Below are 21494 nucleotides of genomic sequence, written 5' to 3'. Positions count from 1 at the left end.
CACCAACAAAAGAAGCGAGCTTCAGCGCTTGGACTCGTGGAGCGGAAGATAGACGGTGAAGGTGGTGCCTTGGTCGCGGCTGCTCTGCACGCGCACGACACCGCCGTGCTGGCGCGCGATGCCGTACACCTGGGATAGACCGAGGCCGGTGCCGTGACCCGGCTCCTTGGTGGTGAAGAACGGCTCGAACACCCGGGGCAGCACGTCCTCGTCGATGCCGGTGCCGCTGTCTTGCACCGAGAGGTAGCCGCAGCGTTCGGGAAGCTCCGGCGCATCTTCCGGCGGCTCGCTGCTGCCGACGGTCACTCGCAGCACGCCGCCGGAGGGCATGGCGTCGCGAGCGTTGAGGACGAGGTTCGTCAGCACCTGGTCCATTTGTGCTTCGTCCACCTGCACGAACACCGCTTCGCTGCCGCGATCCACGGTGAGGTCCACGCTGGGGGGAATGGAGTGGCGTAGCATCTCGACGCCGGTTTCCACCAGCGCGCCCAGGTCTCGAAGCTCCGCATGGCGCGGGGTCTTGCGGGAGAAATCCAAGATCTGTCGGATGAGGCGCGCGCCGCGCTCGGACAGCTCCAGCACCGGCTCCAGACGTCGGCGTACCTCCGCCACTCCGCTCACGTGAGCTGCCAGCTCCGTGTGCGCGGAGATGCCTTGCAACAGATTGTTGAAGTCGTGAGCGACTCCGGCAGCGAGCTGCCCGACGGCGGCCAGGCGCTCGTGCTCCTTCACCCGGTGCTCGATGGCGCGCTCCGCCGTGACGTCCTCGCTCAACAGCACGCTACCCGTGAGCACACCCGTCTCGTCCATGATGCGCTCGAAGCGAACGACCAACACGCGCCCCTGTACCGTGACCTCGAGACGCGTGGGCCTGGACGCCGCTGCCAGGTCGTCCTTGCCTTGGGCGAACTGCTCGGAGCGAGCCAGAAGCTCCATGTGCTCCCGGCCGCGCTCGTTCTCGAGCAGCACGCGACCATTGGCATCGAGCAGCGCAACACCGTCCGGCAGGCCGTTCATCAGTGCGGAAAGGCGCGCGCGTTCCTGCGAAAGACGCTGCGCCAATCGCGCTCTGTGCAGCGCGATGGCCAGCTCGTTGCCCACCGCCTGGGCCAGGTGACGGCGATCCTCGTCGAAGGCGCTGACCTCGGCGCTCGCCATGTTCAGCTCACCCAGGAGCGCACCCGCGGCCAGCAGCGGCACGGTGATGAAGCTCCGAATGCCGCTGTCCACCAGGCGGCGATGGAGCGGCGTGCGGCCTTCCGCGCGCAGATCCGAGAGGTAGCGGGTGGCACCGCTCTGGAGGTCGTCGCGGTCGCCCCAATCCCCCAGCGGCAGCGGCGCCTTGGGCAGCACTTCGTCGAGCGCGCCGGCCTGCACCAGCGGCTGCGCGGTGCGCCGCTCTTCGTCGTAGAGCACCACACTGGCGCGCTGCACCGGCACCAGATCCAAGAGCCGCGCTAGTGCCGCACGAGCCACGTTTTCCAGCGGCTCGCCGGCCAGCACAGCCTGATCCACCGCCCGCATGATGCCGAGCTCCGCGGCCAGGCGCTCGAGCTCGTGGGCGATGCGACGACGCTTGGTCACATCCCGTTGGATGCTCAAGATTGCCTTCTTGCCCTGGAACTCCACGCGGTTCGCGCTGCACTCGAGGTGCATCGGAGTGCCATCCGCGCGCAGCTGCACCGTCTCGATGCCGGCGAGGGCGCCGCGTTCGAGCGTCTGTTCGATGTAGTGGCGACCCTGCATCACGTCCGAAGAAAGCGTGGCCAGGCTGCGGCCCACGAGGTCTTCTCGCTCGAAGCCGTACAGGCGGCACGCGCTGTCGTTCGCTTCGAGGATCTTCTCGTCCTCCGGATCGAACACGATCATCGCGTCCTCGGCGCTGCGGAAGATGTGCTCGTAGGCCGGTTCGCCGGGAGTGAGGCGTCCTACCTCGCGACCATCTGCCACCACCGTGCCGTCTTGCCGCAGTGAAACGGCATCCACGCGTCGCAACAGGGCTAGCAATTCGGCGACGTTCACGGTGTGGCTCTGGGGAAAGCGGCTCCGCGCACTACGTTATCATCATGTCCAGACGAGAGCTGCATTTCGGTCCCCACACCGTCGCGCTGGAGCACGCAGACAAGGTCCTCTTCCCCGAGCTCGGCATCACCAAGGGGGACCTGGCGGACTACTACGTTGCGGTGGCGGCGGTGATGCTCCCGCATCTGACGGGCCGACCGGTCACGCTTGAGCGCTACCCGGATGGCGTTGGCAAGAACGGATTCTTCCAAAAGGAAACGCCCCACCACTTCCCCGATTTCGTGCCCCGGAGCACCCAGGCGAAGGAGGGCGGTAGCACGCGCTACACGCTGGTCGAGAACACAGCGACACTTGCCTACCTGGTGGGGCAGGGCACCATTACCCCACATGTGTGGCTGAGCCGAGCGGACCGCCCCAAAAATCCAGATCGAATGATTTTCGATCTGGATCCACCCCAGGGCGGTTTCGGTCTGGTGTTGGCGGCAGCGCGGGAGCTGCGCGCGGTGCTCGAGAAGCGCGGGTACTACTGCCAAGTCATGACGACGGGCTCGAAGGGGCTGCACGTGGTGGTGCCGCTGGATCGCAGCGTAGACTTCGACCAGGTACGCGCCGAGGCGCGCGACATCGCGAGCGAGCTGGAGTCGGACCGCTTCACGCTGGAGCAACGCAAGGACAAGCGCGACGGGCGGCTGTATCTCGACGTGATGCGCAATGGCTACGCGCAAACGACAGTGGCCCCCTACGCCGTGCGGGCGCGACAGCACGCGAGTGTGGCCGTGCCCCTCGATTGGGACGAGCTCGACGACGACCTCCGCCCCGACGGCTTCTCGATGCAGAGCGTGCTCGACCGCCTCGAGCAGCGCGAGGACCCGTGGAAGGGTCTCGGTCGCCACGCGCGGCGTCTGCGTTAGAGCTGCCGGGCCAACGCCGTTCCGTCAGCGGGCCGCTGTTCCCGATCGAGGGACAGCGCGCGGTCCACCACACGGCAGAGGGCGGCGGGAACGTCCGGGCGCACGTTCCCGAGCGGCGCAACGGGAGCTTGCAGGCGCCGAAACACCTCGCCGAAGCTGCGACCCTCGACCGGCGCACGACCCGCGAGCATGCGGTACATCACCGCCGCTACGCCCCACACGTCGGCGCGAGCATCGACATCCTTTTCGCCGCGCACTTGCTCTGGCGCCATGTACGCCGGCGTGCCGATGGCCGTGCCACTGGCGGTGAGGCGCCCGATGGTGCTCGCCGCGGAGTCCGCTCGAATGAGCTTGGCCAGCCCGAAGTCCAAGAGCCGCACCCGCGGCGGCTCGCCGCGCTCCAAGAAGACGTTGGCGGGCTTGACGTCGCGATGAACGATGCCGACGGCATGTGCCGCCCCGGCGGCTTCTGCGAGCGCGATCCCGATGCGCCGCGCCTCGCCGGCAGTCTCTCGCTCTCGCTTCGTGAGATGGACTTCAAGGGAAATCCCTTCCAAGAGGTCCATCACCAAAGCGAGGCCGTCGTCGAGCTCGAGCACCTCGCGGATGCCGACCACGCCGGGATGGGCGATACGCTTCAAGAGCTCCGCTTCGCGAGCGAAGCGCTCCAGCTGGGCCGGCACCCCGTCGCGCATCAGCTTCACGGCGACCCGCTCGCCGGACTGCGTGTCGCGCGCGGCGAACACGCGCCCCATGGAGCCCACGCCGATGGGCTCTTCGAGAAGCCAGCGCCCGTCCAGAGTGCGTCCCCGCGTCTCCCTGGGCGCTAGCATCGCGAGCAAGCGACGGCAGGCACCGCAGGCGTCGATGTGTCGCTCCACCCGCGCCGCGGTCGGGCCGTCCAGGCGCTGCTCCACGAAGCCGAGCAGCACGGCGTCGTCCAGGCACTCGCTCATGGACTGCTCACGCAGCGAAACCCGATCTCACCCGCGACGGCGAACTGTTCGTCCACGGTGCGGGCGCGCAGCGACGCCCGGAGCAGCCAGATCGACGCATACCAGCCGCCGCCCCGCATTACGCGGGCCGCAGGGTCCAGCGCGCTCGGCGTGTCGCAGAAAGGGTCGAAGAACACGCCCGTGCCCCAGCAGCCCTCGGTCTCGCGATTCCACTGATCTCGAGCCCACTCCGTGACGCCGCCGGTGACGTCCAACACTTCCACGCCGTCGAGGTCCAGACGATCGCGAGCGCCACTGCCTATCGGCGCCGGGCCGAACGGCTTGCAGCCGCCGCTCGCGTCCCGATCGAAGACCGCGTCGGCACACGTCGGCGCGTCGGTTCCCCACACGAAGGGCGCGCGCCCCAGACGACTCTCGAGATATTCGAGCTGTGCCTCCGTCGGGAGCGTCTTGCCCAGGGACTCGCAGTAGGCCTCGGCCTTCTGCCAGCTCAGGCAGTTCACCGCGTAGTCCTCGTTCGCTCCCGGCGCATCGGTGTAGCGACAGTCGAAGAAATCGGCGTCCGCCACGTGGGGGTTGTTGCTGGGTCCCCCGGGCGAGAGCGGCGTGGCCAGGCCCGACGCGCGAAACGCGGACACGGTGACCTCCGTGGTGTCCACGAAGAACGGGGAGAGCACCACGATGCGCTCCAGCCGGCCGTCGTACTCGGCGCCGTCCGTCGTGTCCAAGCTGGGATCTCCCATCCAAAACGCCCCGCCCGGGACACAGGCCATGCCGGGCGGTGGCGCGCTCGGGCACGGGGTGCGTCGAGCGCCGGGATAGCTTCCCACCAGGCTCCGCGGCGGCTTGCCGGGGACTAGCGCCACGGGCAGCTCGGGCTTCGCAACGTCGTCGGTCCGCAGCACCAGCGTGAGCCGAGTCACCTCGCCCGCGACGACCGCAGGAAGCTCCGCCACCGCTTCGATGGTAGAGGCGGGGCGGGGCTCGGCGGAGATGGTGGTGGCGCTACGAAACAAGCGCGCGCGCAAGCGATAGCCTGCACGCCCCGGGGGAGCGACCAGGCCGAAGCTCACGCGGCCGGCGTCCACGGCCTCGGCGTCGAGCGCGAGCACCCGACGGCAGTCCGTACACGGCGCGCTCGCGCCGGGTTCGATTACGGATAGCTCGGCGCGGTCGAACAAGGGCACCACGTCGCTCTCTGGCTTCCCAGGTGCCGGGGGCAACGGCGCGTCGGTCGTGACGTAGACCAGCAGCTGTCCCTCGGGTGGAGGCGCCGCCGAGCTGCACCCCCAGAGGATTGCCATCAGAGCGCACGCGAGCCGTTTCACGCCGCCCCCGGATACGCGCAGCGAAACCCGATGAACGACGCTTTGCCCTGGGCGCTGGTGCCCAAGCGAGAAGCGCTACGCAGGATCGTAGGCGGCGTGGCCCAGTTGCCGCCGCGCATGGACACGTTCGCGCCGGGGCCACTGCACTCGGGGTTGGCGAGCGGCGCCTGCTTCCAGCACGGCGCGCCGTAGTCGGCGTAGGTATCCCGGGTCCATTCACTCATGCCTCCGGCGAGGCCGAAGATCCCGAGCGGGGTCACGTCCCCCGGTCCTTCGTCGAGGGGTACCGGGCCCGTCCCCAGGCTTTGGCAAACGCCGGCGACGCCACTGAGCGGTAGCCGTCCGTACACCGCGCGCTCACACTCGGGCTGAGCGGTTCCCCACGGGAAGGGCATGCGCTCGTTGCGGCCGGCGGAGGTCGCCATGTACTCCCACTGAGCCTCCGTCGGAAGATCGCCCCCCAAGAACTGACACAGCGCCCGCGCCGTGACCTGCGACACGCAGTTCAGAGCGTAGCCCTCCCGGCCGTTGGGCGTCGTGCTCCAGGTGCAGCCGTTCTGGACGTAGTCCGGCCCCAAGGCCCCGGGATTTTCCGTCGGCATGTTCGCGGGTGCAAAACCCTGGGCCAGCGCGGCGCGAAATCGCGCCACGCTCATTTCGCGTTCGTCGACCCAGAAGCGCGACAGGTACATCACGCGTTCCGGTGTCGGCGGCAGACCCGGATACAGCAAGAGCTCACGGGAGCCCAGGATGGTGCCGCCCCCGGGTACGCAGATGCGATTTCCTTCCCGCGCGCTCTCGCAGGGCTCGCCCCAGGTGCCCGCCAGAGTCTCCTTTGCAGCTTGAATGCCGGCGCTCCGCTCCGCGTCCAGGGCGACGGTGTCCTGACCGGCGATACAGCTGCTGCTCACACCGGGAGCGAGCTCGCCAAGGAACGCCATGCGGCCGGCGCAACTGCCATCGAGCAGCACGGATACCGTTCCGCGGTTCCCCGGTGCGAGCCGAACGCGCAGCAGGCGATCGACGCTGAGGGCGGGCAGCGGCTCCTCTTGGGGCGTGACGTCCACGCCATCTTTCGTCAGTCGCGGCTGCTCCCCCTCTGGCACGGGCGCCGGGCCCTCCACGGTGGTGAAGCGCTCCCCCCGGTAGTCCCGCACGGCGCCGTTGGAGAAGGCGCGCAGCCGCACCCACACCCACGTCTCCCGCGTCTCGTCGGCGGAGTACACGCTGAAGCTCACCGGCCAACTCGGGGCGTCGGGCAGGCCGATGGCGCGGGAGTCGAACCAGGTTCCATCCTCGGCGTAGGAGTCGACGCGCAGCTCGCTCGCCAAGCGAGGCACCGTCACGTTGGTGTCCACGTTCAACAGCACCTCACCGTACGGCTTTGGCGCCGCCGGTGAGCAACCCCAACCGAAGGCGAGCAGGATCAGGGCGCGCGGATGGCCCATCCCAGTCCTCCGCCGTCCACTGCCGGTCGCTCGGGCTCGGGTCGCGTTGCAGCGTAGGTACCGAGCACGGCTCCAGCAACGACCACTCCGGCCGCGGTCCAGAACCACCAGCGCTCCGTCAGCGCCGGCTCATCCTTGATCAACCGTGCCGGCACTTCCAAGCTCTGTCCCGGCCGCGCGCGCACGACGCCGTCGTAGGGGAGGTAGCCTTCCTTCCGCACCAGTATTCGGTAGCTCCCTGCAGGGCGGGAGAGCCGCACCGGCGCCGTGCCCACGTCCACGCCGTCGATGCTCACGGCCGCCCGGGCCTCGTTGGAGGTGATGCTCAACGACGCCGGCAAGCGGTCGAGCTCGAGCTTCAGCGCCCCGCGCTGTCCCGCGCGATAGCTCTTGCGCACCACGGCGTCTGCGTAACCCGGTCGCCTCAGCAAGAGCACGTGGGTGCCCGGATCGAGTACGACCACGAATTTCCCCCCGGGAGGCCGCTGGCTCTCACCGGCGGCCAGCGTTCCCGCCCGCAGCGTCAAGGGGGCGCGAGAGACGACCTCGAGCGGGCTTCCGTCCACCGTGATGCTCGCCGTCGCTGGCGTGAGGGTCACCGAAACCCGGACCAGCGTCGCGTCGATCTCGCGCAGATAACCCGTGATGTCGTGGACCACGCTCTCGGCGAGCTCGCCGCCGGTGTTCTCTGCCAGCGCCGCGCGGAACGCACGCTCGGCGCGTGTGTAGCGCCCCAGCGCACGATGGCAAATCGCGATGTTGAACGTGGTGCCCGGATGGGGACGGAGCGCGGCGGATCGCTCGAAGTGCGCCAGCGCCTCGCCCCAGCGGGTGTCGCTGGCGTAGCGCGCGCCCTGTCGGAACAGCTCGCGTGCCTGCTCCGTCTTGGGATCCGCGTCCGGTTCCGCCCGCGCCACTCCGGACGCGAACAGCAGCGCGATCACGAGCAACAGTCGCAGCATGCTCAAAAGGGCGGCTCGTTGATGAGCTTGTCGGGCCGTGCCGGCTGTTCGGGAGGCTCGGCGGACGGCGGCGCCTTCGGTTGCACGACGCGGCGAAACACCCGGGGAACAACGGCCTTCGGCTCCACCGGCGGCTCGGGCACTTCGCTCTTCACCGTCGCTGCGCTCACCGCCGCCACGGTCACCTGGCCGAGACCGCGCCCGAGGGAATGGGCTCGTGGCGCACGCGGAAAAACGACCCATGCACCGAGGGCCACGGCCACCGCCCCAATCACGTAGCCGCCGCGCGACCTCGAGCGCGGCGCCTCGCGAGTGACGGGCTCCGCCGTCGTCGCTTCCGCCCCTCGCGCCTTGGGCTTCGGTGAGACGCGCACCGTCCCGCTGAGGGTACCCGCCAGCGCTTGCAGGCTGGCGCTTACCAGGGCCGCATCGCTGGGCCGCTCGGAGCGCTCCACCAACAGGCCGTCCACCACCTTGGCAAGCTCCGGATCCACTTCCGGCGCCACCTCGAGCAGCGGGGTGCTCTTGCATTCCGTCATCGCCCGCAAGATCTGACCGAGGTTGTCGCCCTCGATGGGGCGCGTGCCGCTCAAGCACTCGTACAGCAGCACGCCGAGGGCCCACAGGTCCGCGCGTCCGTCGACGTCTTTCTCGCCGAATGCCTGCTCCGGCGCCATGTAGTGCGGCGTGCCCAAGAGCGCACCGGTGGCGGTGGAAAGGCCCTGAAGCCCGTCCGTGCGAGTGATCTTTGCGATACCGAAGTCCAACACATGGATTCCATCTGCGGACAGGAACACGTTCTCCGGCTTCAAGTCGCGGTGCACGATGCCCTTCTCGTGCGCCGCGCTCAGCACCCCGAGCACGGACAGTGCCACGTCCACGGCGGCCCGCGCGGACAGCCGGCCCTCGCGATCCAACCGCTCCCGCAGCGACTCACCCTCGAGCAAGTCCATCACCAGCACCGGAGCGCCGTCGACCTCGATCACGTCGTGAACCGGCACCACGGCGGGATGCTCCACGGCGCCCGCGGCGCGCGCTTCGCGCAGCAGTCGAGCGCGGGCATTCGCGTCCGCATGGCGACCGGCGTGAAGGAACTTCAGCGCGGCCGTGCGTCCGGTGACGACGTGCGTGGCGTGCCACACCGCTCCCATGCCGCCGGCACCGAGCTTCCGAACGAGGCGGAACCTGTCGGCCACCACGTCGCCCGGCTGTTGCCCACCGAGTCCCATATTTCCGGCGCGGGAATAGCACGCCACCGCCGCGGGGTCGGGGCGAGGCCGAGCAGTCAATGATTACGGACAGTTATGCTCGCGCATCCGCAGCGCGCGGGGAACGGGCTACGGTCGGACAATGGTGTCGGAACAGCTGATCGCCGAGGCGCGTGCGGCCCATCCGGACATCGACCTGCCCGCAGAGGAATTCGACAAGGCGATGGCCGCTGCCGACGGAGACGCTCCCGCAGCGGACATCTGGCTGGCGCGCGCCGCGCTGCTGGGCGTGCCAGGCGCCGTGGATCGACTGGAAGAGCAGTGCATCAGCGGCTTGAGGAGCACGCTGGCTCGCTTCGAGGTGGGAAGCGCCAGCCTCGACGACGCGCTGCAGACCACTCGTCAAAAGCTGCTGGTCGGGCCTGACGGCGGCCCGGGCAAGCTCGCGCAGTACACCGGCAAGGGCAGCCTGCGCGGCTTCGTGCGCATCATCGCAGCTCGCGAGGTGGTGGCCCTGGCGCGACGTGCGGACGCGCGGACGCGCCGCTCGGAGCCCGACCTGGAAGAGCTGGTGAACGACTCGGATCCCGAGCTCCTCTCGCTCAAGGCCCGCTACGGCGAGGAGTTCAAGGCCGCCTTCGAGATGGCCATCGCCCAGCTGGAGCCCCGGCAGCGCAACCTGCTCCGCCACCAGCTCATCGACGATCTCGGCATCGACGCCATTGGCGCCCTGTACGGCGTACATCGCGCCACCGCCGCCCGCTGGCTCGCCCGGGCACGGGAGGACCTGTTCGACGGCACCGTGACCGAGCTCAGCCAGCGACTGAGCCTGCCGGCACCGGAGATCCAGAGCGTGATCCGCATCATCGGCAGTCAGCTGGACGCCAGCGTCACCCGCCTGCTCGGCAGCCAGGACGGCTGAGCCGAACTTTTTTTGCGACAGCCTCCGGGGGGACGCGTCCATGCGGTGGAAGGAGAAATTCCCATGCATCGCATTGGCTTGGTTCTATCGACACTGCTCGCGGCGGGCCTCATCGCCTGCTCTTCCGGCAGTGGGGGCGGCAACGGCTCCGGCGGCGGCAACAACGGCGGCGGCAACAACGGCGGCGGCAACAACGGCGGCGGCAACAACGGCGGCGGCAACAATGGCGGCAGCGGCAACGCCAGCTCCGGCGGTGGCAGCTCCTGCACCTCGTGCAACGACGGTTGCCCCAACATCGTGTGCCACTGCGCCGACTCCAGCATCGTCAACTCCACGTTCTGCGACAACGGTTGCTGCGCCTCGGAGCAGGTCACCTGCACCGACGCCTGCGGCAGCCACGGGGGTTGGTCCGGCGGCAACAGCGGCTCCGGCGGCGGCTCCAGCACCGGCGGCGGCCCGGGCTCGGGCGGCGGCTCCAGCACCGGCGGCGGCAACGTCGGCGACGAGTGTCAGGGCGACGGCGACTGCAACTCCAACATCTGCCTGTTCAAGAGCGGCTCGGCCTTCGGCTACTGCTCGAAGATCTGCTCCAGCTTCACGGACTGCCCGGACTTCTGGAACTGCGAGGAAGTGGGCAACGCCAGCGGCACCTACTGCGTGCAATAGTCCGATCTTTTTTCTGGTCCGGCGCGGAAGCTCGCGCCGCGAGGTCTTCGCGCCGAACCAGAAAAACAAATGCAAAAGTTCGTGGCGGCGACACCACCACGGAAGGCTGCGGGGCCTCGCGGCGTACTCTGACGGAGGAGGAACGCCCCATGAGATCCCTGTCGCTATCGATTGCCTTGACGCTGGCCCTGTCCCTGGCAGCCTGCAGCAGCAGTGACGACTCGAGTCAGAGCGGCAAGGACGGGGGCAGCGGAGGCAGCTCGTCCGGCACCCTGAAGCAGCCGGGGGAAACCTGCTTGGGAGCGGACGACTGCCTGTGCGTCGTGTGTGAGTGCGATGGACAGCCTGGGGGGACCACGCGGAGCTGCTCGGGTCACAAGTGCGCCGCCGTGAGCGGCGCCTGCAGCGCGAACTGCGCGTTCTCCGGCGCCACTGTCACCAACGAGCGCCTGGGAACGCCGGCGGAGTGCCCCAGCAACAGCAGCGGCGGTGACGCCGGGACGTGAGCGCCGCTCCTAGGCATTGCCGCTTTCGGATGGGGCACTACGATGGGCGGCGTGTCGAGCATCGCCATCACGGGAACGGATACCGGCGTCGGAAAGACGCGGGTGGGGCGGGCGCTCTTGCGCGCAGCGCTGCGGCGCGGCGTTTCCGTAGCCCCCCTCAAGCTCGTGGAGACCGGGTGCATTCACAAGGCGGGGGAGCTGGTGCCGGAAGATGGCGTGGCGCTGGCACGGGCAGCCAACGTGGAGCTCTCCCGCGTCGCACCGCTGCGCTTCGAGCTACCCGCGTCACCGGCAGAGGCGGCACGGGCCGTCGGGCGCACGCTGTCCTTCACGGAGCTCGCTCTGCACGTCGAGGCGGCGCGGGCGCTGTGTCCGTCGCTGCTGCTGGAAGGCGCCGGCGGCGCGTTGGTTCCCTTTGGCGCTGACGGCACCTTCGCGGATCTGGTCGCGCGCCTCGGCCTTCCGGCGTTGATCGTGGCGCGGGACGCTCTCGGCACGGTGAACCACACGCTGCTCACGGTGGAGGCCCTCGAGCGTCGCGGCGTCGCGGTGCAAGGCATCGTCCTCCAGCCCGTTGCGGCAGAGCCGCCGGGTCTCGATCACCGGCGGCAGCTCGGGGAGCTCCTGCGCGCACCGGTGTTCGGCCCCCTCGCGTTCCGTCCCGATGCGGACGACGACGCCCTGGCCGACGAGATCGTCGCCGCCGGGCTCGACCCCAAGGAGCTGTTCGGCGCATGACGGACGGGATCGCGCGCGCGTGCGAGCTGCTCCGCGCCGGCGAGCTGGTCGCATTCCCCACGGAAACGGTGTACGGCCTCGGCGCGGACGCCCAGAGCGCCGCGGCCGTTGCGAAGATCTTTGCGGCCAAGGGACGCCCCACGGATCACCCACTGATCGCGCATCTCGGCGCGGCCAGCTGGCTCGGCGATTGGGTCGCCGACGTCCCGGACGTCGCCCGCCACTTGGCGGAGAAGTTCTGGCCCGGTCCCCTGACGCTGGTGCTCGCTCGCAGTCCGCGCGTGCCCCTCGCGGTCACCGGCGGCCTCGAGACCGTCGCGGTGCGCGTGCCGTCGCACCCCGTCGCGCTGGAGCTACTCGCCGCATTCGGCTCGGCCATCGCGGCACCCAGCGCAAATCGCTTCGGCAACGTGAGCCCCACCACGGCAGCGCACGTGCGCGACGAATTCGGCGACAGCGTGTTCGTCCTCGACGGCGGCCCTTGCGGCGTGGGCGTGGAGTCCACCATCGTGGACGTGTCCCGCGGCGCTCCGGTGATCCTGCGCCCCGGCGGCGTCTCGCGCGAAGCGCTGGAAGGCGTGGTGGGCGCCGCGGTGGCCGTCACGGCCTCCGCAGAGGTGCGCGCGCCGGGCACGCTAGAGTCGCACTACGCGCCGCAGGCCCGCGTCGTGCTGGTGGCCGACGCGGGCCTCGAGGTCGAAGCGAACCGCCGCGCTGAAGCGGGAGCGCGCGTGGGCGTGCTATGCCGCGCGCCGCTGTCGAACCTCACCCCCGGCATCCACGCGCTGTGCCTGCCCCAAAGCAACGAAGACGCCGCGCGCCTGTTGTACGCCGCGCTGCGAGAGCTCGACGCAACGAGCGACGTGATCCTCGCGTCGCTCCCCGCGGAGACGGGCCTCGGCCTCGCCATCGCGGATCGCTTGCGCCGCGCGGCCGGCCCTCGGAGGCCTTGAGAGCCCAATGCGTCGAGACTCGAGAACAGCGAGCGGAGCGAGCCCGGGGGGAGTAAAGGGAGTCGCGTCGGGGAGTACGAGGGGCGGTGAGCCCCTCGTGGAGGATTCCGGAGGGGGTAGGCGGGCGGGAGCCATGTGGTCGCGCCGACGACTGTTCCAGCTCGGCGCGGGCGGCGCCCTGCTGCTCGGCGGCGTGGGCGCATTCCGCTGGCTAACGTCGGGCTACGCGCTGGCGCCCGGAGAAGCCGCCATCGGTCTCGGAGTGAAGGAGTACTGCATCGCCAAGGCGGTGGTGGACGCGCTCTTGCCCGACGGCGTGGCTCTGGGCGTGGTGCAGGGCATGGACGAACAGGTGTGGGCGGCGGAGCCCGGGCTGCAGGCGGACTTGCGCGCGGCGCTCTTGCTCATCGAGCACTCGCCGCCACTGTTCGGAGTGCTCGGGCGCTTCACACGGCTGGGCCGCACGGCGCGGCAAGAGCTCCTCACTCGCATGCTGCGTTCGAAGCGCGAGGTGTTCGTGCAGGCCGTCAGCGGCCTGAAGCAGATGGCGCAGATCCTCTACTACTCCACCGACGCGGTGTGGGACGCCATCGGCTACGACGGCCCTTGGATCAAGGAGCGGAAGCCACCGGCCAGCGCCTTGGCCTACCAAAAGCTCTTGAAGGAGCGCGCATGACCGTCCGCCAGTGGCCCGACCTCGCCACCAGTAGCGACGTGAGCGAGAGCGCGGACGTGTGCATCGTTGGCAGCGGTTGCGGGGCCGCCAGCCTGGCGTCGCGCCTCGCCGAAGCCGGCCGCTCCGTCGTGATCCTGGAGCAGGGCGGCTACTACACCAAGGCGGACTTCGATCAGCGCGAGGTGGACATGCTGGCCAAGATCGACGGCGGCCGCGGCCTGTCCACCTCCGACGACGGCGGCATCGCCATGACCTACGGAAACAACGTGGGCGGAGCCAGTGTGCACTACTGGGCGGACAGCTACCGCACTCCACCGGACCGCTTGCAGCAGTGGCAGGACGAGTTCGGCCTCACGGGACACGACGCCGCCACGCTCTTGCCGCACTTCGAGAGCATCGAACGGGATCTGTCGGTGCACCCGGCCACCGATCCGTACGTCAATCGCATGAACCAGCTGCTCCACGAGGGCGCCACCCGCCTCGGTTGGCACGTGGCCCGCGTGCCGCAGGCGCGCAAGGCGTGCCGCGCCAGCGGCCACTGCATGCAAGGCTGCGCCTACGACGCCAAGCAGAGCCAGCTCGTGACCTATCTGCCGCGAGCGCTGGCGGCGGGGGCGCGGCTCTTCGCCGACACCCGCGCCGAGCGGCTCTCCTTCGACGGTCGCCGCGTCCGCGCCCTCCACGCACGCGTGCTGGATCGCGCCCGTGGCCTGCCCGCCGGCCCCACTGTCACCATCGCCGCTCGCGCGTTCGTGGTGGCGGCCGGCGGCTTCTCCACGCCCGGCTTCCTATTGCGTCAGGAGCTGCCCACTCGACTGCCGGCCATCGGGCATCACTTCTTCTGCAATCCGTGCCCCATGCTGCACGCGCGCTTTTCCGAGGACATCATCCAGTGGCGCAACATCCCCGCGGCTTGGGGCGTGGAGGAGTTTCGCCGTGCGCGCTACGCGGGCCCGGAGCGCGTGTTCGGTAAGCCCGCACGCAGCCGCTACCGCGAAGGCGGCTACCTGTTGATGGCGAACCAGCTGCACCCGGGCCTGTTGGCGGCCACCTTGCCCGGCTTCGGCGCCGCGCACACGGAGCTGATGCACGACTTGCCGCGCCTGGGCGGCACCATCAGCTGGATTGACGACGTCGAAGAAGGCGTGGTCTACCTCGACGGCGATCGTCGGCGCGTGCACGTGCCGCTGGGCGGCGGTAATGGCGAACGCATCCGCGACGCCTGGAAAAAGCAGGCGCGCCTGCTCTTCGCCGTCGGCGCGCGGGAGGTCCTGTTCGGCGACGTCGAGGACACCCGCATCCACTCCGAAAGGGACATCGACGCCGCCGTGGCCGCCGTCAGCATCAAGCCTGCGCGCAATGTCTTCGCAGCGCCGCACCCCGGCGGCGGCGCCCGCATGGGCGCGCGAGAGGACGACTCCGTCGTGGGCTTCGATCACCGCGTCCACGGCACGGACAATTTGTTCGTTTCCGATCCCAGCGTGCTACCGAGCCCACCCAGCGTGGATCCGAGCCTCACCATCATGGCGTTTTCCGCCGTCGCCGCCGGTCACGTGCACTCGCTCCTCGGGTAACGCATGGCCAAGAAGAAACGCGCCCGCACGCTCCGCCGAGAGCGCGACCGCGTCCTGCAAAAGCTCGGCGACCAACGCGAGAAGCTCGCGCGCCTGGAAGCGGGAGGCAGCCCGCGCCGACCGCTCACGGTGAGCAGCGCCTCGCAAGTGGAGCCGCGCGCGGAGAACGAGCCCTGCCTTCGTTGCGGCGAGGCCGTGCGCGCAGTGGACCACGACGCCCGCACCATCGATGGCGCGCGCCTGCGGGTGGTCACCACTCGGTGCCCGCAGTGCGGCGCACGCCGCACGCTGTACTTCCAGCTGACGGACGTCTCCTGACCCCGGCGGAGCCTTCGGTTTACGATTCATGTCGTTGCAGCGCGGAAACGAGGTTCCGCGCCGCAGCGACAATATCAACCCAAAGAGCGACGGAAGCGCACCGTCGCGATGGCCATCACCGCCGCCGCGATCACGGAAAGCGCGCCCAGCTGCGGCAACACGTCGGCGAAGCGCCCGCCACGGAGCAGCACGGTGCGCCAGATCTCCAGGAACCAACGCATCGGGTTCACGTAGGTAAGCGGACGGATCCAGGCCGGCATGGCGTCCACCGGCGTCATGAAGCCGGAGAGCAAGATGGCCGGCAGCAGGAAGAAGAAGCCTGCCATCAGCGCCTGCTGTTGCGTGCGCGCCAACGTGGAGATCACGAGGCCGGTCCCCAGCGTGGTCACCAAGTACAAGCCCACGCCGGTGAAGGCGAGCAACAGCGGCCCGCGCATGGGTACGTCGAACAAGATGTTGCCCACCACCAGAATGAAGGTGGCGTCGATCAGTCCGAAGATCGCGTAGGGCACGATCTTGCCGACCATCAGCACCATGGGTTCGATGGGCGTGACCAACAGCTGCTCCAGCGTTCCGGTCTCCCGCTCCCGAGTGAGACCCATGGCTGTGACGATGGTGGTGATCACGATCAGAATGGACGCCGCCGTGCCGGGCACCATGAAGATGCGGCCCTTGAGCCCGGGGTTGTAGAGCAGGCGCGGCACCAAGATCAGATGCGGGACGCCGACGGCGGGCATGGTCGGGGGCGCGCGCGTCGCGGCATAGGCTTCGATGGCGTAGCCGGCTTGCACGCCCCGCGCAGGATCGGAACCGTCCATCAGCGCTTGGATCTGCACGTGCTCCCCGGCGTTCAAGCGGCGCCCGAAGCCGTGCGGCAGGACCACCGCCAGCTGAGCACGGCCAGCCACGACCTCCGCCTGCGCTTCGGCGACGGATTCCACCTCGCTGACCCGGAAAGTCCCCTCGGCGGCGAGCTCGTCGCGGAAGGCGCGGCTCTCGGCCGTCTTGTCTTGGTCCACCAAGACCGTGTCGGCGTGCTCGAAGGAGAGATTGGCGGCGAAGCCGAACACGATGATCTGAATCAGCGGCGCCACCAGCAGCATGAACACCATGCGGCGATCCCGCGTGGCTTGTAACAGCTCCTTGCGCACGACGGCGGCGAAGGTGATGAACGCACCCCTCATGCGATCCTCCGTTTGAAGCGAGCCACGCACAGCAAGATCATGACCGTGGAGAAGATGGCGAGCGCCAAGGCGTCGCCCGAAACGACGTCGAGCCCTGCGCCACGCAGCAGCAGTGCCCGGGAAGCGTGCACGAAGTAGCGCGCCGGGATCACCCGCGTGAAGTACTGAAGCGGGATCGGCATGTTGTCGATGGGCAAGATGAAGCCGGAGAGCAGCATGGCCGGGAGCATCGAGCTCACTGCCCCCACCTGCGTGGCCACCTGCTGGTTCTTGGTCACCACGCTGATGAGCAAGCCCTGACCCAGCATCGCGAGCAGGAACAAGCAGGACACGCCTACGAAGCCCAGCAGGGATCCTCTGAGAGGTACGTCGAAGAGCCAGGTGGCCGCGCCCAGCACCAGGGCCAGCTGGGCGAGGGCCACCGCGAAGTACGGCAGCAGCTTGCCGAGCACGATCTGAAGGCGGCTGACCGGCGTGGAAAACAGCTGCTCCATGCTGCCGCGCTCCCACTCCCGAGCCACCGTGAGGGCCGTGAGCAACACCGCCATCATGCTCTGGATCATCGCGATCAAGCCCGGCACCAGGAACAGCGCGGACTTCAGCCCGGGGTTGAACAGCGCCCGCACCCGCGCTTCCACGGTGCTCGGCTGGGCGAAGGCCTGCTCCCGCAGGAAGCGCGCGTTCGTCGCCGCACCAAAGCGCCCGGTGTAGGAGAGCACGTTACCCGCCGTCTGGTTGTCGGCGGCGTCGATGAGGAGCTGCACCTCTGCGCGCCCACCGCGGGCCACGTGCACGCCGTAGTCCGGCGGGATCACGACCGCCAAGCGCGCTTCTCCCCGGCGAAACGCCGCCTCCGCGGCGACGGCATCGTCCACGTCGGCCTCGCGACGGAAGGTCTGGCCCGTGAACAGGTGGCGCACGAGCTCGCGGCTGGCCGGCGTGCGGTCTTGATCGACGACGACCACGGGAATGTGATCGATGTCGAAGGACACGGCGTAGCCGAACAACACCAAGAGCAGCACCGGCATGCCCAACGCAAACCAGAACGTCCACGGATCCCGGCGGATGTGCATCACCTCCTTCTTGGCGATGGCCCACACCCGCTTTGCTCCGCGCGCGGCGTTCATGCGGCGTCCTTCTGGGTGGTGACGGCCAGGAACACGTCTTCCAGCGTCGGCTCGGTGCGCTCCACATGAACGCCGGTGGCGCCGTGGCGCTCGAGCTCCGCTCGGATCGCGCCGTCGGTGATGCCCTCCCCGCGCACGTGGAGCCCGGCACCAAAGGGCACGACGTCGATCACCCCCGGGAGGGCGGCGAGGGCGTCTGCCCGCAGGCCCTTGCCGCGAACCGCGAGCAGCGTGCCGACCACATGGGTCTTCTTGAGCGCCGCGGGGGTGTCGAGAGCCACGAGCTTGCCGGCGACCATCAGCCCGACGCGGTGGCAGTACTCCGCTTCGTCCATGTAGTGGGTGGTGACGAAGACGGTGGTGCCCGTGTCCGACAGCTTGCGGATGATGCGCCAGAAGTTCCGCCGCGCGCCGGGATCCACCCCCGCCGTCGGCTCGTCCAAGTACACGATGCGCGGTTGATGCAGGAGCGCCGTCGCCAGCGCCAGCCGCTGCCGCTTGCCACCGGGGAGCGCGCTCACGGAGGTCTCCGCATCCGGCGTGAGACCCACTTCGTCCAGCAGCGTGCGCGCGCGCTCGAGCCGCCGCGCACGGGGCATGTGGTACGCGCCGCCGAAGAAGTCCATGTTCTCGATCGCGGTCAGATCGGGATACAGGGAGAACTTCTGGGACATGTAGCCGACGGACATGCGCACGGAGCCCGGGTCGCTGCCCACGTCGTGCCCCGCGACGGTTGCCTTCCCGGAAGAAGGCGCCATCAGCCCGCACAAGATGCGGATGGTGGTGGACTTCCCTGCCCCGTTGGCCCCCAGGTAGCCGAAGATTTCCCCGGGCTGCACCTGGAAGGAGACGCCCCGCACGGCCTGGAAATCACCGAAGCGCTTGCCGAGCTCGCTGACCTCGATCACCGGGCTCACGACGACCTCACCCGAGCGAGGTACAGGTCCTCGAAGTCCGGTGGCACGCGCCGCACGGCAGCGCCCGCCGCTTCGAGGGCCGCCGACACGTCCGCCGCTGCGTTCTGCTGCACCACGGCTCGCAGCCGCGGCCCTGCGGGCGTGGTGGCCAAGACTCCCGGTGCCTCGTCCAACAGCGTGTCCACGGCGCGGCGGTCGTTCACCGAGACGTCGAGCACGACGTGCTCGAAGTCCTGAACCAGTCGCGTCGGTTCGCCATCGGCGATCACGCTGCCGGACGCGAGCAGCGCGACGCGGCTGGCCCGCGCCGCTTCGTCCATGTACGGAGTCGCGAGCAACACGCCCATGCCTTCGCGCACGAACTCGTAGAGCAGCTCCCACAGCTCGCGACGGCTGACGGGGTCCACGCCGTTGGTGGGCTCGTCCAGCACCAGCACCTTGGGTCGGTGCAACAGGGCGCACGCCACGGCGAGCTTCTTGTACATGCCACCCGAGAGCGCGCCCGCCGGTCGGTCGTGAGCCTCTTCCAGCCGCGTCAGGGAAAGCAGCTGCTCTCGTCGCTCCAAAAACTGCTTCTTTCCGAGACCAAAGAGATCCGCAAAGAAGTGCAGGTTCTCGTCGACGGAAAGATCCGCGTACAGGCCGAACTGCTGCGGCATGTAGCCCAGCCGCTCCCGCGCGTCCCCGGGCGCGTCGGTCCAGGGTACGCCGTCCACGCGCGCCTGGCCGGCGTCCACGTCCACGAGCCCGGTCATGGCTCGGAGCAGCGTCGTCTTGCCGGCTCCGTCGGGACCCACCAGACCCACGAGCTCGCCCGGCTCTACGCAGACGCTGACGTCGCGCAGTGCCGCCGTAGCGCCGAAGGACTTTTCGACGTGGCTCGCCTCCAGAAGCGCGGTCATCGTTCCGTACCATCGAGGGACACGTCGCCCGGCATGCCCGGCCGCAACAGGCCCTCGTGGTTTTCCACCCGCACCTCGACTTCGTACACCAGGCGGTCGCGGTCCTCCCGGGTCTGCACGTTGCGCGGGGTGAACTCCGCTTCCGCCGCCACGCGGCTCACGGTGCCCTTGAACACGCGATCGGGATAGGCATCCACCCGCACGCTCGCCGGAGCGCCGATGGAGGCGCGGGACAGCTCCGCGTCCGGGAGAAAGAAGGTGACCTTGGCGGGATCCACCGCAACCGTGACCATCAGCCGAGAACCAGGGCCCACGACGGCGCCCGGCTCCACCAACCGACCCGTGACGATGCCGTCGCTGGGCGCGGTGATCTCGCACTCCGCGACGGCGATCTTCGCGCGCTCCACGTCCGCTTTGCTGGCGGCGACCTGCGCCTGGGCCACGGCGAGGCTGGCGTCCACGACCTTCACGCTCGACTTCGAGGCGCGCGCACCGAGCTCCGCCGCCGTGCCCTGAGCGGACGCGACCTTCAGCTGTTGATCCAGTCCTTCGAGATGCGTGGTGCTGTGCTCGAGCTCCACGCCGGGGATCGCCCCTCGCGACGCGAGAGCTTCCGCGCGCTGGCGGTCGCGCGCCGACTGTTGCTTCTGCACTTCGAGCACCTTGGCCTGAGCCCGCACGGCGGCAGCCTGAGCACGCGCCACCTTGGCGGAGTCGCTGGCCGAACCGTGCTGTGCCTCGTACACGCCGACCTGCGCCTCGGCGGCTTCCTTGCGCGCGATGGCGACGTTCAGAGTCGCTTGGTTGTCGCGACAATCGATGCGGACCAGCGTTTGCCCGCGCTTCACGCGGTCCCCTTCGTGCGCAAGCACCTCTTTCACGCGCCCCGAAATCCGCGCACCGACGACGGACTCGACCCCCTCCACGGTGGCCGAGCCGCCCGAAGGCGCCTGCGCTTGCTCGCTCTGGGCGTGGATGCGCCAGCCCAGGAGGGCCGCGAAGATCACGGCGAGAGTGAGGATGATGGCGAGAGGTTTCTTCATGGCGAGGTCCTCGGCGCTGGTAAGTAAGTACTTACTTGCCTCGGACTTGGACCCGTGTCAAGGTGCCTTCCTGATGTCCACCACCGAGGCCCCCGCAGACGACGAGGTCCTGACCGAGACCCAGCGCAAGATCCTGACCGCTGCACTGGAGGTCTTCTCCGAGAAAGGCTTCGCCGGCGCCTCCACCGCCTCCATCGCGGCCCGGGCCAAGGTGGCGGAAAAGACCCTCTTCGCTCAGTTCAAGACGAAGAAGGAGCTCTTGGCTCGCACCTTGCGCCCGTCGGTCTTGCTGTTGGTGGAGCCCGGCGTGTTTGCGCGGGTTCAGGGCGTCCTCGAGCAGCCGGGCAAGAGCTTGGCGCAGGTCCTTCGAGCGCTGATGCAAGACCGCCTGGCTCTGGTGCGCGCCCACCCCAAGAAGCTCAAGCTCATTGCCCATGAGCTCTTGCTGCGCCCGGAGCTGCTGAAGACCTTCGGCCAGGCCTTCGAGAAGAACATTGCGCCCGACGCCCTCGCCGCCGTCCAAGACCTGATGACCCGCGGAGAGCTGCGCACGGACCTGCCGCTCAAGACCGTCGCGCGCACGCTGGTCTCCGTGACGGTCGGCTACGCCATCGTGCGCTACGTGCTCGGTCTCGAGAAGGACAACGTGGACGACGACGAGATCGAGCGCATCGTGTCGCTCTTGGTGGACGGCCTACGTCCGCGCTGAGCAGTGCGACGGACCGCGGTGTTTCCGCGGCGCAGCGACAAGCTCCTGCTCCCGAGCAGACGTCTTCCTTTGTTGGTTCGGCGCGAGCCCCGTCGCGTTCAGGGGATGCGTTCGTTCACGGCGCGGAGCCAGCCCATCACCAGCGTGCTCACTCCGAGGAGCACGCCGGTGGCTGCCAGCGCAAGACCCCCGCCCAACAAACCGCCAGCGACGCCGCTCAACGCGAATCCGATGATCGTTCCGGTCAACGTCAGCAGAGCGACGCCGAGCATGAGCTTCCATGAGTCGCTGTCGCGTTTGGCGGGCGTGAGCGTCGCGCTCTCCGCGAACAGGTCGTAGCTATCGGCGCCACCACGCCGACTATGAGGTGCGTGCTCCGACATGCGGGATCAGGTTTATCACTCGTGACAGCGCTTGCCACGCA

Annotated in this window: 21 protein-coding genes; 10 read left to right on the top strand and 11 right to left on the bottom strand. The window is 69.1% G+C overall.

Features of this window, described 5'->3' with window-relative positions; all coding sequences use genetic code 11:
- Window positions 1–21 precede the first annotated feature (21 nt).
- Entirely contained in the window at window positions 22–2022 is a 2001-nt protein-coding gene (locus H6717_00195; protein MCB9575431.1) for a PAS domain S-box protein, read from the bottom strand.
- A gap of 44 nt (window positions 2023–2066) precedes the next feature.
- On the opposite strand from H6717_00195, the gene H6717_00190 reads away from it, so the two are divergent.
- Complete coding sequence (locus tag H6717_00190) at window positions 2067–2933, top strand: ATP-dependent DNA ligase (GenBank protein ID MCB9575430.1); 867 nt, start codon at window positions 2067–2069, stop codon at window positions 2931–2933.
- Here the strand turns inward: H6717_00190 and H6717_00185 are convergent.
- The 5 genes from H6717_00185 to H6717_00165 are packed head-to-tail and all read right to left on the bottom strand — an operon-like array spanning window position 2930 to window position 8823.
- The gene (locus H6717_00185) at window positions 2930–3889 is read right to left on the bottom strand and encodes a serine/threonine protein kinase (GenBank protein ID MCB9575429.1); all 960 of its coding nucleotides are present in this window, start codon (window positions 3887–3889) and stop codon (window positions 2930–2932) included. The genes H6717_00190 and H6717_00185 overlap by 4 nt on opposite strands.
- The gene (locus tag H6717_00180; GenBank protein MCB9575428.1) at window positions 3886–5193 is read right to left on the bottom strand and encodes an SUMF1/EgtB/PvdO family nonheme iron enzyme; all 1308 of its coding nucleotides are present in this window, start codon (window positions 5191–5193) and stop codon (window positions 3886–3888) included. The genes H6717_00185 and H6717_00180 overlap by 4 nt, the downstream gene beginning before the upstream one ends.
- 20 nt (window positions 5194–5213) lie before the next feature.
- Window positions 5214–6665: an SUMF1/EgtB/PvdO family nonheme iron enzyme gene (locus H6717_00175; GenBank protein MCB9575427.1), complete on the bottom strand. Its 1452-nt coding sequence runs from the start codon at window positions 6663–6665 to the stop codon at window positions 5214–5216.
- Window positions 6644–7627, bottom strand: a complete 984-nt coding sequence (locus H6717_00170; protein MCB9575426.1) for a PEGA domain-containing protein — start codon at window positions 7625–7627, stop codon at window positions 6644–6646. Before H6717_00170 ends, H6717_00175 begins: the two co-directional genes overlap by 22 nt.
- 2 nt (window positions 7628–7629) lie before the next feature.
- Entirely contained in the window at window positions 7630–8823 is a 1194-nt protein-coding gene (locus tag H6717_00165; GenBank protein MCB9575425.1) for a serine/threonine protein kinase, read from the bottom strand.
- A 154-nt stretch (window positions 8824–8977) separates the two neighbouring features.
- On the opposite strand from H6717_00165, the gene H6717_00160 reads away from it, so the two are divergent.
- The 8 genes from H6717_00160 to H6717_00125 all read left to right on the top strand — a co-directional run bounded on the left by H6717_00160 (window position 8978) and on the right by H6717_00125 (window position 15188).
- Window positions 8978–9757, top strand: a complete 780-nt coding sequence (locus tag H6717_00160) for a sigma-70 family RNA polymerase sigma factor (protein ID MCB9575424.1) — start codon at window positions 8978–8980, stop codon at window positions 9755–9757.
- A gap of 63 nt (window positions 9758–9820) precedes the next feature.
- Window positions 9821–10423 (top strand): hypothetical protein, encoded by a 603-nt coding sequence (locus tag H6717_00155; GenBank protein MCB9575423.1) that lies wholly within the window; start codon window positions 9821–9823, stop codon window positions 10421–10423.
- A 149-nt stretch (window positions 10424–10572) separates the two neighbouring features.
- Complete coding sequence (locus tag H6717_00150; protein ID MCB9575422.1) at window positions 10573–10929, top strand: hypothetical protein; 357 nt, start codon at window positions 10573–10575, stop codon at window positions 10927–10929.
- 51 nt (window positions 10930–10980) lie between these two features.
- On the top strand, window positions 10981–11667 hold the full coding sequence (gene bioD / locus H6717_00145; GenBank protein ID MCB9575421.1) for a dethiobiotin synthase: 687 nt from the start codon (window positions 10981–10983) through the stop codon (window positions 11665–11667).
- Window positions 11664–12620: a threonylcarbamoyl-AMP synthase gene (locus H6717_00140; protein ID MCB9575420.1), complete on the top strand. Its 957-nt coding sequence runs from the start codon at window positions 11664–11666 to the stop codon at window positions 12618–12620. The genes bioD and H6717_00140 overlap by 4 nt, the downstream gene beginning before the upstream one ends.
- Before the next feature lie 133 nt (window positions 12621–12753).
- On the top strand, window positions 12754–13296 hold the full coding sequence (locus H6717_00135) for a hypothetical protein (GenBank protein MCB9575419.1): 543 nt from the start codon (window positions 12754–12756) through the stop codon (window positions 13294–13296).
- A complete protein-coding gene (locus H6717_00130; protein MCB9575418.1) occupies window positions 13293–14870 on the top strand; it encodes a GMC family oxidoreductase in 1578 nt (525 codons plus the stop codon). Before H6717_00135 ends, H6717_00130 begins: the two co-directional genes overlap by 4 nt.
- 3 nt (window positions 14871–14873) lie before the next feature.
- Window positions 14874–15188, top strand: coding sequence for a hypothetical protein (locus tag H6717_00125; GenBank protein MCB9575417.1), 315 nt, complete (start codon window positions 14874–14876; stop codon window positions 15186–15188).
- Between the two features lie 74 nt (window positions 15189–15262).
- Here H6717_00125 and H6717_00120 read toward each other — a convergent pair whose 3' ends face one another.
- Genes H6717_00120 through H6717_00105 form a run of 4 tightly spaced genes read right to left on the bottom strand, consistent with a single transcriptional unit; the run spans window position 15263 to window position 20361 of the window.
- The gene (locus H6717_00120) at window positions 15263–16372 is read right to left on the bottom strand and encodes an ABC transporter permease (protein ID MCB9575416.1); all 1110 of its coding nucleotides are present in this window, start codon (window positions 16370–16372) and stop codon (window positions 15263–15265) included.
- On the bottom strand, window positions 16369–17499 hold the full coding sequence (locus H6717_00115) for an ABC transporter permease (protein ID MCB9575415.1): 1131 nt from the start codon (window positions 17497–17499) through the stop codon (window positions 16369–16371). The genes H6717_00120 and H6717_00115 overlap by 4 nt, the downstream gene beginning before the upstream one ends.
- Window positions 17496–19331, bottom strand: a complete 1836-nt coding sequence (locus H6717_00110; protein MCB9575414.1) for an ABC transporter ATP-binding protein — start codon at window positions 19329–19331, stop codon at window positions 17496–17498. The genes H6717_00115 and H6717_00110 overlap by 4 nt, the downstream gene beginning before the upstream one ends.
- Window positions 19315–20361: an HlyD family efflux transporter periplasmic adaptor subunit gene (locus H6717_00105; GenBank protein ID MCB9575413.1), complete on the bottom strand. Its 1047-nt coding sequence runs from the start codon at window positions 20359–20361 to the stop codon at window positions 19315–19317. Before H6717_00105 ends, H6717_00110 begins: the two co-directional genes overlap by 17 nt.
- A 73-nt stretch (window positions 20362–20434) precedes the next feature.
- On the opposite strand from H6717_00105, the gene H6717_00100 reads away from it, so the two are divergent.
- On the top strand, window positions 20435–21070 hold the full coding sequence (locus H6717_00100; protein MCB9575412.1) for a TetR/AcrR family transcriptional regulator: 636 nt from the start codon (window positions 20435–20437) through the stop codon (window positions 21068–21070).
- A 98-nt stretch (window positions 21071–21168) separates the two neighbouring features.
- On the opposite strand, the gene H6717_00095 is transcribed toward H6717_00100, so the two are convergent.
- Window positions 21169–21453, bottom strand: a complete 285-nt coding sequence (locus H6717_00095) for a hypothetical protein (GenBank protein ID MCB9575411.1) — start codon at window positions 21451–21453, stop codon at window positions 21169–21171.
- Window positions 21454–21494: the final 41 nt, after the last annotated feature.

Source organism: Polyangiaceae bacterium (assembly GCA_020633235.1).
In the GTDB taxonomy this organism is placed as follows: Bacteria; Myxococcota_A; Polyangia; order Polyangiales; family Polyangiaceae; genus JACKEA01.
The sequence above is the reverse complement of the archived record's forward strand: the minus strand, read 5'-3'. Positions and strand labels throughout refer to the sequence as shown.